The organism is Bacillus fungorum (genome assembly GCF_002746455.1).
Lineage (GTDB): Bacteria > Bacillota > Bacilli > Bacillales > Bacillaceae_G > Bacillus_A > Bacillus_A fungorum.
Window position 1 is genome coordinate 309,553 of sequence record NZ_NWUW01000001.1, and the last position, 15,461, is coordinate 325,013.

Below are 15,461 nucleotides of genomic sequence, written 5' to 3' on the forward strand. Positions count from 1 at the left end.
CATTCTCAATTAGCTTGTTAACATGTATCCCTCACTTATTAAAGTTTTTAGAGTACATTCTTTTATAAAATGTTTGTGAGGAATTCAGTAGAACAAGATATATGAAGTGAGTGAAGACTAGTGATGAACATACTACATTTTTTATTAGAGAATACGGTTTTCCAAAATGTATTACAAGATCTTCAGTTAAATGTCCTTTATATAGAAAATGGATGCACACATCAACAAACGATAGAAAATATCCATCCAAAATGTATGTTTATAGCAAATAGTTTTGAAGAAGGGGAATTGTTGTTTCAGAGGACTAAACCACATATTGTAATTGTGTATGTAACAGAATTTTCTCAAATAAAATATATAAAAAATATGTATAATCCACAGAGTACTTTTATTGTTATTTGGGATCAACAGATAACAAGCGAGTTTGCAGAGGTGCTTACGTTAGGAATACGTAATATTGTGATAGCCCCTGTGACTCCACAAATAGTGTTAGAGGAAGTAAATAAGAGTTTGTATCAGCTTTCTTTAGTACGACAAGTAAGTTTGCAACAAGAACTACTTCAAACGATGTTTGATTTTCAAAATGACCTATTATTTATAGTAGAAGACGATGAGATTGTTGATTGTAATACAAATTTTTTAGAGTTTTTCGGATATGAAAATTTGTTTGCCTATCGTGAGCAACATTTAGTATTTGCTGAACATTTTATTAAAGAAAACGGATACTATTCAACAACTCATGATATAACATGGTTAGATGATACATTATCATATGATAGAAGAATTAGGATGTCCAATTATGAAGGGGAAGTGTCAACCTTTTTATTGCGTGCGACACAATTGCCAGAAGATTTATCAAGATTTATTGTGAAATGTACAGAGATTACAGAATTAGATACAATCTATCAAGAACAAGAAAGGCTTGCTATGATAGATTCGTTAACAGAGATTTATAATCGTTTGAAGTTCCAACAAATACTAGAGGCAGAATGGGATAATGCGATGCGTAACAAGGAAAACATAGCACTTATTTTATTTGATATAGATAATTTTAAAACAGTAAATGACACGTATGGCCATGATTTTGGTGACTTAGCATTAATTCAGCTTGCAGAGCTTATGAAATCTAAAGTGGAGCAGCGACATGTATTTGCAAGGTGGGGAGGAGAAGAATTTATTATATTAGTAACTAATACAGTAGAAAAAGAAGCATTTCAGGTTGCGGAATCATTACGGTTTTTCATTGAAACAAAGCAATTCTCAGGGATTTCGAAATTAACAGCGAGTTTTGGAGTCGCATTATATGAACAAGGGATTACAAGAGAAGAATTAATGCAAAGAGCGGATATTGCATTATATGAAGCGAAAAAAAATGGGAAAAATCAAGTGTGTGTATATAGAAAAGAAAAAAAGTGATTTTTCGCAACAAATTGTTGCGATTTTTTTTTTTTGTTTGATAATAGAAGATGGGGGTTATGAACGAAGGAATTATGGAGGAACAACATGATAAAAAAAATAGTGACGATGGCTTTGCTGTCTGCTGTAGTTTGTGGTGGAGTATACTATTTTCTCTATAATACCAATATAAAGGAAAGCACTGTATTAACAACTAATGTGAATCCTATTATTGAATCGGAAGTACAAGAGAATATAGAAGAAAAAGAAGAACAGCAAATTGATTATGCTAGTATATCTCAAAAGTTAGATCAATATTTAATAGGAAAGCAATTTAATGGAACAGTTTTAGTAACAGATAAAGAGCATGTTATATTGAATAAAGGATATGGATACGCTGATGTTCAAAATAAGATAGAGAATACGCCTCAAACAAAATATCGTGTCGGTTCTATTACGAAAACAGTCGTGGCTACATCTATTTTGCAGCTGCAGGAACAAGGGAAGCTAAATATTCAAGATAATGTAAATAAATATATTCCCTCTTTTCCAGTAGATAAAAATATCACCTTATATCATTTGTTAACACACACATCAGGTTTACCGGAAAGTGGAAAAGGGAAAGTGAATGCGGCTTCCCGTAAAAATTTAGTAAATTGGATTGGAAGTCAAACATTAGAATTTCCACCAGGCGCAGGCTGGAGATATACAGATTATAATTATATGGTGCTTGCCTATATTATAGAAAGTATATCAAAAAAACCTTTAGGAGATTACATAAAAGAAAATATATTTACTAAAGCAGAGATGCATGAATCTGGTATGGGAAATATGGCTGAGGGAGATCAGTATTTTACTAAAGGATATGTAAAGAAAGAGAATGTACTTGAACCTGCACAGAAATTATTAATGGATTGGTTATATGGATGCGGTGAGATGTATACGACAGTTAGAGATATGAAGAAATTAGACGAAGCGATTATAAATGGGAAACTTCTTTCTGAACAAAGTATACAAGCGATGTTTTCACCTTCATCAGAACGAAAATATGCATTTAGTTTTTATATATACCCGGATTATTTTTATAATCATGGTGTACTATCTGGTTGGAACACTTTCAATAATTTTAATAAAGAAAAAGGGACCTTTGTTATTTTATTTTCAAATGTGAAAAACAGTATGGATGATGATTTTAATAAAGAATTTCGAAAGATGGTAAGTGATTTATTAGAACAAAGGGGATGAGAAAATGGAAAATAAAAATTTATCAATAGGTTTCATCGGTATTGGTGTAATGGGAAAAAGTATGGTGCGTCATTTAATGCAAGATGGTCATAAAGTATATGTATATAATAGAACGAAAGCGAAGACAGATTCTTTAGTGCAAGATGGTGCAAATTGGTGTGATACACCAAAAGAGTTAGTAAAGCAAGTTGATGTTGTAATGACTATGGTTGGATATCCACATGATGTAGAAGAAGTGTACTTTGGGATAGATGGTATTTTGGAGAATGCAAATGAAGGCACGATAGCAATTGATTTCACGACATCTACACCAACATTAGCAAAACGTATTAATGAAAATGGTAAAAGTAAGAATATATATACGTTAGATGCGCCTGTATCTGGAGGAGATGTTGGTGCGAAAGAAGCAAGACTCGCAATTATGGTCGGTGGCGAGAAAGAAATATATGAAAAATGTTTACCGTTATTTGAAAAACTAGGAACAAATATTCAGTTGCAAGGACTAGCTGGAAGTGGACAACATACAAAAATGTGCAATCAAATTGCGATTGCTTCTAATATGATTGGAGTATGTGAAGCAGTTGCCTATGCGAAAAAAGCTGGACTAGATCCAGATAAAGTATTAGAGAGTATTTCAACGGGGGCAGCAGGTAGCTGGTCATTAAGTAATTTAGCTCCTCGAATGTTAAAGGGAGATTTTGAACCAGGGTTTTATGTAAAGCATTTTATGAAAGATATGAAGATTGCTTTAGATGAGGCTGAAAAATTGCAATTACCAGTACCAGGTTTAAGTTTGGCGAAGGAATTGTATGAAGAGCTAGTGAAAGATGGGGAAGAGACTAGCGGAACACAAGTATTATACAAAAAATACATAAGGGGGTAAATGAGATGGATCTTCAAAAATTTGATGAGATGATTGATGCTGTACAACGAGCAACTTGTATACAAATTAATGAAAAACAAAAAGAAGCTTTTAAGCAAAAATATGATTTTGAACCGAAATTCGAATATGGAAGAGATGAGGAAGGGCATTACGTTATTCGAACTTCAAAAAAGATGCTAGAAGAGATGGAGTTTTATTTAGCATTGAAATATGATCGAGATGGAGTTGACCTTTATATGCAAGCAGAGATTGACGGTATATGCCACGTATCGGTTAGCTATAGTGAAGACGCCTTGCATTTACAAGAATTGTTTCAATTTCTAGAAGAAAATAAATAAAAGTCCTCGAATGAGGACTTTTATTTATTTAAGTATATTTAATTTTATAATTATAAGCTAGAAGCACGGCGGCATCGTTCAATTGGGAATGGAATAACTTGCGCGATGTGATTAGGACCAAATTGTTTTGTACGAGCATGGCGTATTATATAAAATGCACACAGAATTGAAATAGGAATAGCACCGAACAAACCAAAAAATAAAGCGCTTACACAAGATGCAACAAAACCTAAAACACCAACTTCTAATTCTTCCATAATAGCTCCTAGAATAATAGGAAGTGCTCCACACGTAACCCCTAGTATAAGTGCGATAAGTAAACTCATGATTATCCCCCTCTGTTTGCGATATTTTTTCCTTCTTAGTTAATTGTAGTATATCATATACAAAACAGAATTTTCAGAAAAAATTCAAAAAAAGTTCAATAAATGTTCAAAAATTGTTAAGAAATACACTTGAAAAATAGAAGGATAAGATCGCTTTTGAAAGGAAGGACGCATATGTTTGAGAAAATAAAAAATCAGGCTTATTTCATTTTTTGAAATAAGCCTGCTCCATAGGAGGATGTATATATGTAGAGTGAATAAAAGGTTGGAAAAGGGGGTCCAAGTCCTTTTATTCAACTAACTACCTTAATAGATTGGAACCCAGCCTTCAGTTGTAACAAAAATACGAATAGCTACAACTTGACGATCATCTTGCAAGGTAAAATAATGTCTTGCATTTTCAGGAACAGATATGAGATCGCCTGGCTCAAGTTCAACGTCAAAGAATGTTCCATCTTTGCCTTCAATAGCAAAGATGCCATGCCCACTAACAATAAAGCGAACTTCATCATCAGTATGATGGTGTTCTTTTTGAAAATTAATTAATAATTCGTCAAGGTTAGGTGTGCTATTTGAAAGTGAAATTACATCATGTGCTTTATAACCTCGGCGTGCTGAAACATCAGCAATTTCTTTTGAAAACACAGCTAATATTTCAGCTTTGTTTTCATCTGTTAATGAGTAATTTTCTTTTAAATGAGTAGGAAGTTTGGAAATATTCCATTTCTCATATAAAACGCCTTCCTCTTGTAGAAATTTTGATACTTCTACCTCATTTTCAATGCGAGTATTTATTTCATGAATACGAATTTGCGCCATTAGAAACGCCTCCTTGAATTAATAATAGTTTTATATGAAATTGGAATAAAAACTCATAAGCTTCTAATCTTTTCTTTGCATCAAAGCTATCTCGGCCCCATACGGTAATACCATGGTTACGGATTAATACTGCCCCCGAATCTCCCTGTATATGCTTGCGGAAGTTTTCTCCAAGCGTTGGGATATGAGCATGGTTTTCGATAATAGGAATGTGAATTGTTGCACCTTCTTCCCAAATATCGAGAGCTTTAATAATTTCTTGATTTTGAAGTGTGACGGCATCACTATATAAATTTGTGATGACATTATTATCAGTTGTATGAACATGAAGGACGCACCCGGCATTCGTATTGTTATAAATATGTGTATGCAAGATTGTTTCTGCTGAAGGACGTAATTCAGTCTCTAATACGGGAACCCCTAGATGATCTACTAATAGAAAATCATCTGGAGTCGTTTTTGTTTTATCTTTACCACTTGCTGTAATGAGAAAAGTGAGTGGTTCATGACTAACCTTTATAGAAATATTACCACTCGTTGCTGGAAACCAATTTCGTGTTGTTAATTCTTTTTTTATCTCGCTTAAGTCATACCATTGACGAAAAAGTTGTTTCATAATTTCACCTCCAACAAATGTTTTAATGCAGTTTGAACATCGTGAAACGTTTCAAATGCTGTATAAGAAATATGATTTTCTTCACATTTTGTAATAAGGAAATCACGAGCGAACACTTTATCCGCTTGTTTCGCAGCTTGTAAATCAGTAATTGAATCTCCAATTACAATATGGAAGTCATTTGTATCACTCAATTTACGGATGAGTGATGATTTACATAATCCGCAATGATTTTGACAATGATGATCACAAGGATGAGGCCAATTCACCGTAATGTATTCATTTGAAAAATCTGTTTCATTACAGTAAATTTGCTCTTTCGGAATGAGTCCTTGTAAGAGTGGATAGACAAAGAAATCCATTCCACCTGATATAACATAAAAGGAAATATGGTTTTCATTTACAAATTGTATAAATTCATGAAAACCATTCCGAATTTCGGCAGTCTCTATTAAAAATTGAATAATTTCATCGTGCAGATTAGTAGGTATTAATTGAAATAATTGAGAAACACCTTCTTGAATAGATAGCTCTTGTGATAAAATTCTATTCTTTACTTCTTCAGCTTCTGGTGGTGCGAATTTCTCCATAATGGACATAATGTTATCATTATTTGTAATCGTGCCATCGAAATCACAAAATACTTGAATACTCATAATTTCACCTCATGAGAGGGATTTCCCCATATTTGTAGTGCACTATGCAAATTTATGTCATCTACTTCATGGAGTGGTTTATTTTGCAAAGTAGCATCAATTGCAGTACGGAAAGCTTTACCGCCGCCCTGCGCTCCATTTGGATGTCCGTGTATTCCACCGCCAGCATTAATAACAACATCTTTACCGAAATCTCGTATAATAAAGGGAACGAAACCAGGGTGAATACCAGCAGATGGGACAGCAAAACTTTTCTTGAAAAATGCATCTTCCTCAGTTAAATAATTTGAAATGTTGAGAGCCTCTTCTTTTTCTAGCGCAACACTTCCATATGGAGATGGGAATAAAGAAAAATCAGCTCCAGCATAACGTAGTAGCTTTCCGAGTAATAATGGAGACGAGATTCCATATAACTTCGATGCTGAATAAGCACCACTTACAGCAGGATGTGCCATAATAGGAACTGGGATTTCATCATCTTCTGCAAGTGATTGTAGTACATCTAGTCCGTAAGCAAATACGTTAAATAATAGGATATCAGCACCAGCTTGCACTGCGCGTTTCGCATTTTCTTTTAAATCAAAAGTTCGTCCTGTTAAATTTACGGCATATAAAGTTTTATGGCCGTATGTTTCATAGACTGATTGTAAAACTTCTTTTCCAGATACTATTCGCTTTGTGAGTGGTGTTAATGAATTCTCAAATAATATTTCATCATCTTTTACTATATCTACACCACCAATTGCTTGATCACGTAATTGCGTTTTTAAATACCCAATATTTCGTCCAATCATTCCTTTGAAAATACTCATTAAAAGAGGACGATCATGCACTTGTAAAAGGTTTCGGATACCATCTATACCGAGCTTTGGACCAGGGAAATGTTTTTTTAACTCGTCTGAAAAAGTTAAGTCAATTAATTTTACTTCGCCATCAAGTGATAGCTTTCCGAATGTAGTTGTTAAAATCGCTGGTAAGTCTGGACTGAAGTTTAATAACGGATATTCGATTTTAATAATCCCACGTTGTACCTTTTTGCGTAGATATGAATTTGTATGTTCTTGTTCATTTAATTCCTCAATATGGATCACGTTGCCTTTATGTTGTTTTAATTGTTCTTGCAATAAGTGTGGCAAATGAGTCCAAGAGCCAATTGTTAAACCGAGTGCAATTTGCTCAGCCTTTTTTTCTAAGTTATGTGAATCGTCATGAATTAAATACGTCGCTATAATTCCGCTCATAGTTATAACCTCCTAGTTAAATAAAAAAACCTCTCAGCTAAGGAGAGGTTTTTTTACAACCAGCTCCTTATCTGTCAGCATAACGCTGCGAGAATTAGCACCGTGTCTACAATTATGTAGATCGGTTGCCGGGCTTCGTCGGGCTCGTCCCTCCACCTGCTCTTGATAAGAAGTATTTAGAAATGTTTAAATTTTTAAGATAACTGAATTTTGTCAGATATTTTTCATGTTGTCAATTACTTTTTGAAAAAATTTAATTTATCAATTCGATTAATGGCTTCTCGTAATCTATCTTCTGTATGCAAGAGACCAACACGGACATACCCTTCGCCATGCTCACCAAATCCAACACCAGGAGCAACTGCGACATGTGCTTTTTCTAGTAAAATATCAGAAAATTGCTCAGAGGTATATCCTTTTGGAACAGGAAGCCATGCAAAGAATGATCCTGTTGGAATGTCTACATTCCAACCAATTGAGTGACAGGCTGAAATAAGAGCGTTTCGTCGAGATTCGTAACTATTTACAAGGTCTATTACGCAAGACTGTGAACTTAATAGTGCTTCGCGGGCAGCATCTTGAACTGCACCAAAAATACTAACATACATATGATCTTGCAATAGGTTAATTGTTTCAATCACACTTTCATTCCCCACTGCAAAGGCAATACGCCATCCAGCCATATTAAAAGTTTTTGATAATGTATAAATTTCAATTCCTGTATCTTTGGCGCCGTCTGCTTGTAAGAAACTAACTGGTTTTTGACCATCAAACCCAATAGCGCCGTAAGCAAAATCGTGAACGACTAATATATTATGTTCATTAGCAAAATGAATGGTTTCGTCAAAGAAATCTTTTGATGCAGTAGCACCAGTAGGATTATTAGGATAGTTTAAAAACATTAATTTTGCACGCGCGGCAATAGATTCATCAATTTTTGTATAATCCGGTAAAAAATTATTTTCTGCAATAAGTGGCATTGTTTCAAAATGAGCTTTTGCTAAAGCAACTCCTGATAAATAATCCGGATATCCTGGATCTGGAACGAGAATGGTATCGCCAGGGTTTGTAAAACAAACTGGTAATTCTACTAACCCAGCTTTTCCGCCAAATAAAATGGCAACTTCCGTTTTGGGATTTAATTCTACGCCGTATTCACGTCGATAGAATGTTGCCACAGCTTCTTTTAAACTTTCATGTCCGCGAAATGGCGGATATTTATGATGAATGGTCTTTTCGGCAGCATCTTGTAAAGCTTTTACGATATGCTGCGGTGTTGGTTGATCCGGATTACCTTGTCCTAGATTAATAACATCGTGACCTGCTGCAACGACTTTGTTAACTTTTGCAACAAGTGAAGCGAAAAATTGTGTTGGCAATGATGTTACTATCTCAGAAGGTTGAAATAATTTCATACTTTCCACCTCTTTTGAAAGTTGTTACAATTCTAGTGACAAATGATATAATCTTTCCAGTATTTTGTAAAGAAAAAATTAAGAATGGGGCTGACAAAATGAAAGTCGCATGTATTCAGATGGATATTGTCTTTGGAGATGTAGAAAAAAATATTGAGAATGCTAAAAATAAAATAAGCGAAGCAATGAAGGAAAGACCAGATGTTATCGTCCTACCAGAACTATGGACAACAGGTTATGATTTAACGAGGCTTTCTGAAATTGCAGATAAGGATGGATTGGAAACGAAAGAAAAATTGATAGAATGGTCGAAACAATATGGTGTACATATTGTTGGTGGTTCTATAGCAAAGCAAACAGAGCAAGGTGTTACAAATACAATGTATGTTGTAACTAATAAAGGAGAACTAGTCAATGAATATAGTAAAGTGCATTTATTTCAGCTTATGGATGAACATAAATATTTAATCGCTGGAAATAGTACTGGTGAATTTAAGTTAGATGATGTAGAGTGTGCCGGCACAATTTGCTATGATATTCGTTTTCCTGAGTGGATGCGGGTTCATACTGCTAAAGGAGCAAAAGTTTTATTTGTTGTAGCAGAATGGCCATTAGTTCGTTTAGCACATTGGCGTTTGCTATTGCAAGCAAGGGCAGTTGAAAATCAGTGTTATGTTGTTGCATGTAATAGGGCAGGAAAGGATCCAAATAATGAGTTTGCCGGTCATTCTTTAATTGTCGATCCTTGGGGCGAAGTTGTTGTAGAAGCAAATGGAGAAGAATCAATTTTATTTGGAGAGCTTACATTCGGGAAAATTAAAGAAGTACGCAAAGGAATTCCAGTTTTTGCAGATCGACGTCCAGAATTATACAAATAAAATGTTGACAAGTGATTTTTATTCTTGGTATAGTCTTCAACATAAAGTTAAAAATTCTAAAAAATTATACAACTCTTATCAAGAGCAGGTGGAGGGATTTGGCCCGATGAAGCCCAGCAACCGACCGTAATACCATTGTGAAATGGGGCGTTTATTTACGCCAAAAGGCACGGTGCTAATTCCAGCAGAAAGTTTACTTTCTGGCAGATAAGAGGGGAGAAGATAAACTTCAAACCTCTTTCTTAGTGGAAAGAGGTTTTTCTATGTTAGAAAAACCTCTGAATTTAAAAAGGGGGAGAAGACGATGGGATATTATTCATTAACTGAAACAACAGCTATACAATATGCGAAAAATCATGGCTATTTTGAAGCGAAGGCAAATGTCATTTGTCATGAAATTGGAGATGGAAATTTAAATTACGTGTTCAAATTAGATGATGGAGAGAAATCAATTATAATAAAACAAGCACTGCCTTATGCGAAAGTAGTTGGTGAAAGCTGGCCGTTGTCTATAAAAAGAGCAACGATTGAAAGCAAGGCATTACAAATTTTTGCGAAGTATGTGCCGGAATATGTGCCGGTAGTGTACAGTCATGATGAAGAGTTAGCGATAACAGTAATAGAAGACTTATCAAGACTAACAATTACAAGAAAAGGATTAATAGACGGAGAAGAATATCCGCTTTTATCCCAGCATATCGGTCGTTTTCTAGCACATGTTTTATTTTACACTTCAGATTTTGGTTTACAGTCAGAAGAGAAGAGGGTACTAGAAGGTACCTTTGTAAATCCGGACCTTTGTAAAATTACAGAGGATTTAGTGTTTACAGATCCGTTTGGACATTATGATACAAATGATTATGAGCCAGATTTACAGCTCGTGGTTGATGAACTTTGGAGTGATAAAACTTTAAAACTAAAAGTAGCACAATATAAATATAAGTTCTTAACAAGAAAAGAAACTCTTATTCATGGTGATTTACATACTGGTAGTATTTTTTCGTCACCTTCTGAAACGAAAGTGATTGATCCAGAATTTGCGACATATGGCCCATTTGGATTTGACATAGGTCAATTTATTGCAAATCTATTATTAAATGCTTTATCTAGAGAAGAAAAGAGAAGTGTACTATTTTTCCATATAGAAAAGACGTGGAGTTATTTTGTAGAGACTTTTACAAAGTTATGGATTGGAGAAGGTGTAGAAGCATATACGAAAGAAAAACAATGGTTACCAATTATTTTGCAAAATATTTTTACAGATGCCGTTGGATTTGCTGGATGTGAGCTTATCCGTAGAACAATTGGCCTAGCGCATGTAGCTGATTTAGATGAAATAACAAATAAAGAAACAAGAATTCAAGCTAAGAAACAAGCGTTATCTTTAGGTAAAGAACTAATAAAATATGAATCTAAGAACGCTGATATTCAGTTGTTCCGGGCATTATTTCAACAGACGGTTTTTGGAGGCGTAAAAGCATGAGTACAATTGTTACTATTCCGAGGTCTGTCAGTTGGAAAGGTGATGCCATTGCAGTATTAAATCAAACAAAGTTGCCGCATAGCACAGAATACAAAACATTAACGACGATTGAAGAGGTATGGAAAAGTATTGTCATGCTAGAAGTACGAGGAGCACCTGCAATTGGAATTGTAGCTGCATTTGGCTTGGCGCTTGCATCGAAAAAATATACTACTTTACATATTGAAGAATTTCAAAAGAAGTTTAATAGAGATTGTAATTATTTAGGTACGTCACGTCCGACAGCAGTCAATTTATTTTGGGCAATCAATCGCATGAGAGAATCGATTCGAGAAATTACTACAATAAAAGAAGCACAAAAAATATTAGAAGAAGAAGCGCTTCTCATTCAGCAAGAAGATGAATCAGTATGCCGGAGTATTGGAGAACATGCCTTAACATGTTTTAAAGACGGTGATAACATTTTAACAATTTGTAACGCTGGCAGTATCGCAACTGCTAGATATGGTACTGCATTAGCACCGTTTTATATTGGGAAAGAAAAAGGTGTACATTTACGTGCATATGCGTGTGAAACGAGACCAGTTTTACAAGGTGGCCGCTTAACGACGTGGGAATTGAAGCAAGCAAATATTGATGTGACTCTTATTACAGATAATACTGCGGCTCATGCTATTCAAACGAAAGAAATCAACGCGATTATTGTAGGAGCGGACCGGATTGTCGCAAATGGAGATACAGCAAATAAAATAGGGACAATGAATTTAGCTATATTAGCAAAATATTTCGGTATCCCGTTCTACGTTGCAGCTCCGTTATCTACATTTGATATTACGAAACAAACAGGCACTGAAATTGTTATTGAAGAAAGAGACGAAACAGAAGTTACGAAAATTTTTGGGAAACAAGTGGCACCAATTGGAACTGATGTTTATAATCCTGCATTTGACGTAACACCGCATGAATTAATTACAGGTATTATTACTGAGAAAGGTATTATACGTGGAGATTATAAGCGAGAAATTGCATCATTGTTTGAAAAAACAAGCTAATGCATAATAGCTTGTTTTTTTATGCCTAAATGTGTTCTTTTCTCTTATTTATATAATGAAAGGAGGCGAGAAAGATGGAAGAGTGGATCAAGATGATAGGTAATGTAGGGTTTCCTATTGTTGTAACATTATATTTACTCCATCGAATTGAAAGTAAATTAGATGGGGTAATTGTTGCAATAGAAAAGTTGCCGCGGCAATTACTACAGTATGACGATCCTCGGGATAAAAAATAAAGTTTGCTCTTCGTGAGCAAACTTTATTTTTTTATTGAGCAGTATAACCACCATCGATAACGACAGCTTGTCCAGTTATACCTTTAGCTTTTTCACTCGCTAAAAACATTGCATAATCAGCGATTTCTTGTACTTGTAATAAGCGTTTTTGTGGTACAAGTGGATAAATGACATCTTCTAAAACATTTTCAAGTGGTACATTTCGTGTAGTGGCTAAGTCTTGTAATTGATTACGTACGAGAGGGGTATCGACATAACCGGGACAAAGGGCATTTACAGTAATACCATGGGTAGCGCCTTCTAAAGCGGCAACTTTCGTTAATCCAATTATGCCATGTTTCGCGCTATTATAAGCAGCTTTTCCAGCAAATCCAACGAGGCCATTAATGGAAGCGACATTAATAATCCGGCCATATTTTTGCTTTTTCATAATCGGAAAAGCATGCTTAATTGCGATAAACGGAGCAACTTGCATAATTTTAATTAGTAGCTCGAATTTTTCAGTTGGAAAGTTTTCAATGGGTGAAACGTGTTGCATTCCTGCGTTGTTAATTAATATATGTAATGAACCGAAATGATTAACTGTTTGAGAAATTGCGGCTGTAATTTCTTCTTCAGATGTAACATCACATTTTAAACCGATAGCTTGGTAGCCTTCTTTTTGTAATTGTTCAGCAGCTTCTTTTGCACGTTCTTCAAGACGATCGGTAATAACAACTTTTGCACCTTCTTTTGCAAAAGCGTTTCCCATTTCATAACCAATACCACTTGCAGCGCCTGTTAAAAAAACAACTTGATTTGTAACCATGATGAAAAACATCCCTTCATAATAAAATTCTCATATTGCTCTATTTAGAGAGTGGATTATAAAAATCCTGCAAAGATTTGGAAAAATAGTGTTAGCTATCTTGTTTTGCAAAATAGTCTCTGCTATACTATTTTGTAAAGCAAGATACTTACGCTTATCTATCTTGTAAAACAAGATAGTGGGAGGATTTGAGTTATGTCGACAAGTCAAATGCTGAAAGGGATTTTAGAAGGATGCTTACTTGCTATTATTTCTGAAGGTGAAATATACGGTTATGAAATGAGTGAAAAACTAGCAACGTATGGCTTTACAATGGCGAGTGAAGGAAGTATTTATCCGTTATTAATACGAATGCAAAAGGAAGGATTAATAATAAGTGTAATGAAGGAATCTCCATCTGGTCCAAAGCGAAAATATTATACATTAACAGAAAAAGGCGAGGAAGCACTTGATGAATTTATGGATCGCTGGGAAGCGATGCAAAGTAGTGTAGAGCGTCTACTTGAGGGGAAGGGGAGTAAAAAATAATGCTATCAAGTGAAGCACGAAAGTTTTTATTAGATATGAGATTATTTTTAGCGGCAAAGAGTGTGAAAGAAAGCGACATTGAAAGCTTTATCGAAGACGCAGAACTTCATTTAATAGAAGGTGAGACTGATGGGAGCAGTGTAGAAGAAATTTTCGGAAGCTCACCGAAAGAATATGCAAATGAACTTGTAAAAGTGATGGAAAGAGGTAGGCAAGAAACGTGGAAGCAAATTGGTTTTACAGTAATGAATATCGTTTCGTTTTGGATTATTGCTTCTATCCTAATAGTGAATAACGGATTATTACAGATGTCACTTATTCAGTGCGTGGGGTATAGTTTGTCATTGATTTTAGTTGTTATAGGTCCTAATTTTCTACTTCGCAAAATGACCTTCGTAACAAGTTTTACAAAAACGTGGTTTTCTATGTGGTTTTTAGTTATGATTGCGCCAATGTTTTTAATGGGGGTTGTTACAGTATTAGATGTGATATATCCTACAAAAATGTTTATATTCACCCAAATGCAAAGTTATATATTAGCTGGTGGTATTTTCATCATTACAGTAGCGATAAATATATATTTTGATGGATGGTTTAAAAACTTATATTTAATCATTCCACTTTCGATTATGTTAGTGTTTAAAACATTTACATCAGAAGATCTCGTGCCGATGTTATTTCAACTTATATGTTTATACGGAAGTTTGTTTGTTTTAATTTTCCTTGAAATTATGATGAAGACGAATAGAAGAGAAGCGATTAACTAAGGGAGGGATTATCATGAAGATTTCTAAAGAAGGAGAAAAGTTTTTAATTGATACGAAAGTGTATTTAATAATAAAAGGAATTAAAGAAGAAGATGTGGACGCTTTTCTAGAAGATGCAGAGCTTCATTTAATAGAAGGAGAGCAAGAAGGAAAGACGGTAAGTGATATATTTGGTGATTCGCCAAAAGAGTATGCGGAAGAATTAGCGAAAGAGATGGAGAAGGATAAAGGTGGAAGTATAAAGACTATTTTAGGAATGATAATTGGAATAGGGGGATATTGGTTACTTACAAATATTTTATTTGAAAGCCCAAATCATGAATTTACATTAACGAATGTACAATTGATTGGATACCCAATTGTTTTAATGATTACGATTGTAGGAATTATATTTGCTTTTAAAATGTCATCATTTAAGAGTAAAATAAAAGAATTTAGCATTATTTATGTAGCATCTTTGCTACCTATTTTATTGCTAGTATTATTAATGTTTATGAATAAGTGGTATGGGACACCTGTATTGCAATTAACTACTATGCAAAGTTATATATTAGCTGGAATTGTCTTATTAGTGTTGTTAATTGGTGAAGCGTACATACTTGGATGGATTGGAATATTAGCTGTTATCGTGCCATTATTCATTATGTTTGTATTTAAAGGATTGGGAGAGAAAAATCCATATTGGGGAATGTTAGAGTCTATACTTCTGTACGGTAGTTTATATGTATTAATGCGTTGGTCTTTCAAAAATGAGGAGAAAAAAACTGTAAGCTAG

Annotated in this window: 18 protein-coding genes and 2 riboswitches; of the genes, 11 read left to right on the top strand and 7 right to left on the bottom strand. The window is 34.4% G+C overall.

Annotated elements, in window-relative coordinates:
- Positions 1-123: 123 nt before the first annotated feature.
- The 4 genes from CO726_RS01845 to CO726_RS01860 all read left to right on the top strand — a co-directional run bounded on the left by CO726_RS01845 (position 124) and on the right by CO726_RS01860 (position 3,861).
- The gene (locus CO726_RS01845; protein ID WP_136699320.1) at positions 124-1,416 is read left to right on the top strand and encodes a GGDEF domain-containing protein; all 1,293 of its coding nucleotides are present in this window, start codon (positions 124-126) and stop codon (positions 1,414-1,416) included.
- 87 nt (positions 1,417-1,503) lie between these two features.
- The gene (locus CO726_RS01850) at positions 1,504-2,640 is read left to right on the top strand and encodes a serine hydrolase domain-containing protein (protein WP_136699322.1); all 1,137 of its coding nucleotides are present in this window, start codon (positions 1,504-1,506) and stop codon (positions 2,638-2,640) included.
- Between the two features lie 4 nt (positions 2,641-2,644).
- A complete protein-coding gene (locus CO726_RS01855) occupies positions 2,645-3,523 on the top strand; it encodes an NAD(P)-dependent oxidoreductase (protein WP_099683126.1) in 879 nt (292 codons plus the stop codon).
- A gap of 5 nt (positions 3,524-3,528) precedes the next feature.
- Complete coding sequence (locus CO726_RS01860) at positions 3,529-3,861, top strand: DUF3909 family protein (protein ID WP_099683127.1); 333 nt, start codon at positions 3,529-3,531, stop codon at positions 3,859-3,861.
- A 50-nt stretch (positions 3,862-3,911) separates the two neighbouring features.
- On the opposite strand, the gene CO726_RS01865 is transcribed toward CO726_RS01860, so the two are convergent.
- From CO726_RS01865 to CO726_RS01890, 6 genes are all read right to left on the bottom strand, one after another.
- On the bottom strand, positions 3,912-4,187 hold the full coding sequence (locus CO726_RS01865; RefSeq protein WP_000054667.1) for a hypothetical protein: 276 nt from the start codon (positions 4,185-4,187) through the stop codon (positions 3,912-3,914).
- A gap of 306 nt (positions 4,188-4,493) precedes the next feature.
- Entirely contained in the window at positions 4,494-5,006 is a 513-nt protein-coding gene (locus CO726_RS01870) for a 1,2-dihydroxy-3-keto-5-methylthiopentene dioxygenase (RefSeq protein ID WP_000057306.1), read from the bottom strand.
- Entirely contained in the window at positions 4,984-5,622 is a 639-nt protein-coding gene (locus CO726_RS01875) for a methylthioribulose 1-phosphate dehydratase (protein ID WP_099683128.1), read from the bottom strand. The genes CO726_RS01870 and CO726_RS01875 overlap by 23 nt, the downstream gene beginning before the upstream one ends.
- Positions 5,619-6,278 carry a 2-hydroxy-3-keto-5-methylthiopentenyl-1-phosphate phosphatase gene (gene mtnX, locus CO726_RS01880; protein WP_099683129.1) on the bottom strand — a complete coding sequence of 220 codons (660 nt, stop codon included), beginning with the start codon at positions 6,276-6,278 and terminating at the stop codon, positions 5,619-5,621. The genes CO726_RS01875 and mtnX overlap by 4 nt, the downstream gene beginning before the upstream one ends.
- On the bottom strand, positions 6,275-7,519 hold the full coding sequence (mtnW, locus tag CO726_RS01885; protein ID WP_098758596.1) for a 2,3-diketo-5-methylthiopentyl-1-phosphate enolase: 1,245 nt from the start codon (positions 7,517-7,519) through the stop codon (positions 6,275-6,277). Before mtnW ends, mtnX begins: the two co-directional genes overlap by 4 nt.
- A 64-nt stretch (positions 7,520-7,583) precedes the next feature.
- Positions 7,584-7,691: riboswitch (SAM riboswitch) on the bottom strand.
- Positions 7,692-7,755: 64 nt separating this feature from the next.
- On the bottom strand, positions 7,756-8,934 hold the full coding sequence (locus CO726_RS01890; RefSeq protein ID WP_099683130.1) for a pyridoxal phosphate-dependent aminotransferase: 1,179 nt from the start codon (positions 8,932-8,934) through the stop codon (positions 7,756-7,758).
- 14 nt (positions 8,935-8,948) lie between these two features.
- Here CO726_RS01890 and CO726_RS01895 point away from each other — a divergent pair, with 14 nt between their 5' ends.
- From CO726_RS01895 to CO726_RS01910, 4 genes are all read left to right on the top strand, one after another.
- Entirely contained in the window at positions 8,949-9,812 is an 864-nt protein-coding gene (locus tag CO726_RS01895; protein ID WP_136699324.1) for a carbon-nitrogen family hydrolase, read from the top strand.
- Positions 9,813-9,884: 72 nt separating this feature from the next.
- Positions 9,885-10,026: riboswitch (SAM riboswitch) on the top strand.
- Positions 10,027-10,116: 90 nt separating this feature from the next.
- Complete coding sequence (gene mtnK / locus CO726_RS01900; RefSeq protein WP_099683131.1) at positions 10,117-11,295, top strand: S-methyl-5-thioribose kinase; 1,179 nt, start codon at positions 10,117-10,119, stop codon at positions 11,293-11,295.
- Positions 11,292-12,347: an S-methyl-5-thioribose-1-phosphate isomerase gene (gene mtnA / locus CO726_RS01905; protein ID WP_099683132.1), complete on the top strand. Its 1,056-nt coding sequence runs from the start codon at positions 11,292-11,294 to the stop codon at positions 12,345-12,347. Before mtnK ends, mtnA begins: the two co-directional genes overlap by 4 nt.
- A gap of 74 nt (positions 12,348-12,421) precedes the next feature.
- Complete coding sequence (locus CO726_RS01910) at positions 12,422-12,583, top strand: YvrJ family protein (protein ID WP_000393331.1); 162 nt, start codon at positions 12,422-12,424, stop codon at positions 12,581-12,583.
- Between the two features lie 31 nt (positions 12,584-12,614).
- Here CO726_RS01910 and CO726_RS01915 read toward each other — a convergent pair whose 3' ends face one another.
- Positions 12,615-13,391: a 3-hydroxybutyrate dehydrogenase gene (locus CO726_RS01915; RefSeq protein ID WP_099683133.1), complete on the bottom strand. Its 777-nt coding sequence runs from the start codon at positions 13,389-13,391 to the stop codon at positions 12,615-12,617.
- Between the two features lie 195 nt (positions 13,392-13,586).
- Between CO726_RS01915 and CO726_RS01920 the strand changes: the two genes are divergently transcribed.
- The 3 genes from CO726_RS01920 to CO726_RS01930 are packed head-to-tail and all read left to right on the top strand — an operon-like array spanning position 13,587 to position 15,461.
- Entirely contained in the window at positions 13,587-13,919 is a 333-nt protein-coding gene (locus CO726_RS01920; protein WP_099683134.1) for a PadR family transcriptional regulator, read from the top strand.
- Positions 13,919-14,686, top strand: a complete 768-nt coding sequence (locus tag CO726_RS01925) for a DUF1129 domain-containing protein (RefSeq protein ID WP_099683135.1) — start codon at positions 13,919-13,921, stop codon at positions 14,684-14,686. The genes CO726_RS01920 and CO726_RS01925 overlap by 1 nt, the downstream gene beginning before the upstream one ends.
- 13 nt (positions 14,687-14,699) lie before the next feature.
- Positions 14,700-15,461, top strand: a complete 762-nt coding sequence (locus CO726_RS01930; RefSeq protein ID WP_099683136.1) for a DUF1129 domain-containing protein — start codon at positions 14,700-14,702, stop codon at positions 15,459-15,461.

What these genes read in the sequence shown, in the direction of transcription:
- CO726_RS01865 (WP_000054667.1), bottom strand. Translation starts at nt 4,187, where the DNA reads ATGAGTTTACTTATCGCACTTATACTAGGGGTTACGTGTGGAGCACTT.
- mtnX (WP_099683129.1), bottom strand. Translation starts at nt 6,278, where the DNA reads ATGAGTATTCAAGTATTTTGTGATTTCGATGGCACGATTACAAATAAT.
- mtnK (WP_099683131.1), top strand. Translation starts at nt 10,117, where the DNA reads ATGGGATATTATTCATTAACTGAAACAACAGCTATACAATATGCGAAA.
- CO726_RS01930 (WP_099683136.1), top strand. Translation starts at nt 14,700, where the DNA reads ATGAAGATTTCTAAAGAAGGAGAAAAGTTTTTAATTGATACGAAAGTG.
- CO726_RS01855 (WP_099683126.1), top strand. Translation starts at nt 2,645, where the DNA reads ATGGAAAATAAAAATTTATCAATAGGTTTCATCGGTATTGGTGTAATG.
- CO726_RS01925 (WP_099683135.1), top strand. Translation starts at nt 13,919, where the DNA reads ATGCTATCAAGTGAAGCACGAAAGTTTTTATTAGATATGAGATTATTT.
- CO726_RS01890 (WP_099683130.1), bottom strand. Translation starts at nt 8,934, where the DNA reads ATGAAATTATTTCAACCTTCTGAGATAGTAACATCATTGCCAACACAA.
- CO726_RS01875 (WP_099683128.1), bottom strand. Translation starts at nt 5,622, where the DNA reads ATGAAACAACTTTTTCGTCAATGGTATGACTTAAGCGAGATAAAAAAA.
- mtnW (WP_098758596.1), bottom strand. Translation starts at nt 7,519, where the DNA reads ATGAGCGGAATTATAGCGACGTATTTAATTCATGACGATTCACATAAC.
- CO726_RS01910 (WP_000393331.1), top strand. Translation starts at nt 12,422, where the DNA reads ATGGAAGAGTGGATCAAGATGATAGGTAATGTAGGGTTTCCTATTGTT.
- CO726_RS01920 (WP_099683134.1), top strand. Translation starts at nt 13,587, where the DNA reads ATGTCGACAAGTCAAATGCTGAAAGGGATTTTAGAAGGATGCTTACTT.
- CO726_RS01850 (WP_136699322.1), top strand. Translation starts at nt 1,504, where the DNA reads ATGATAAAAAAAATAGTGACGATGGCTTTGCTGTCTGCTGTAGTTTGT.
- mtnA (WP_099683132.1), top strand. Translation starts at nt 11,292, where the DNA reads ATGAGTACAATTGTTACTATTCCGAGGTCTGTCAGTTGGAAAGGTGAT.
- CO726_RS01915 (WP_099683133.1), bottom strand. Translation starts at nt 13,391, where the DNA reads ATGGTTACAAATCAAGTTGTTTTTTTAACAGGCGCTGCAAGTGGTATT.
- CO726_RS01860 (WP_099683127.1), top strand. Translation starts at nt 3,529, where the DNA reads ATGGATCTTCAAAAATTTGATGAGATGATTGATGCTGTACAACGAGCA.
- CO726_RS01870 (WP_000057306.1), bottom strand. Translation starts at nt 5,006, where the DNA reads ATGGCGCAAATTCGTATTCATGAAATAAATACTCGCATTGAAAATGAG.
- CO726_RS01845 (WP_136699320.1), top strand. Translation starts at nt 124, where the DNA reads ATGAACATACTACATTTTTTATTAGAGAATACGGTTTTCCAAAATGTA.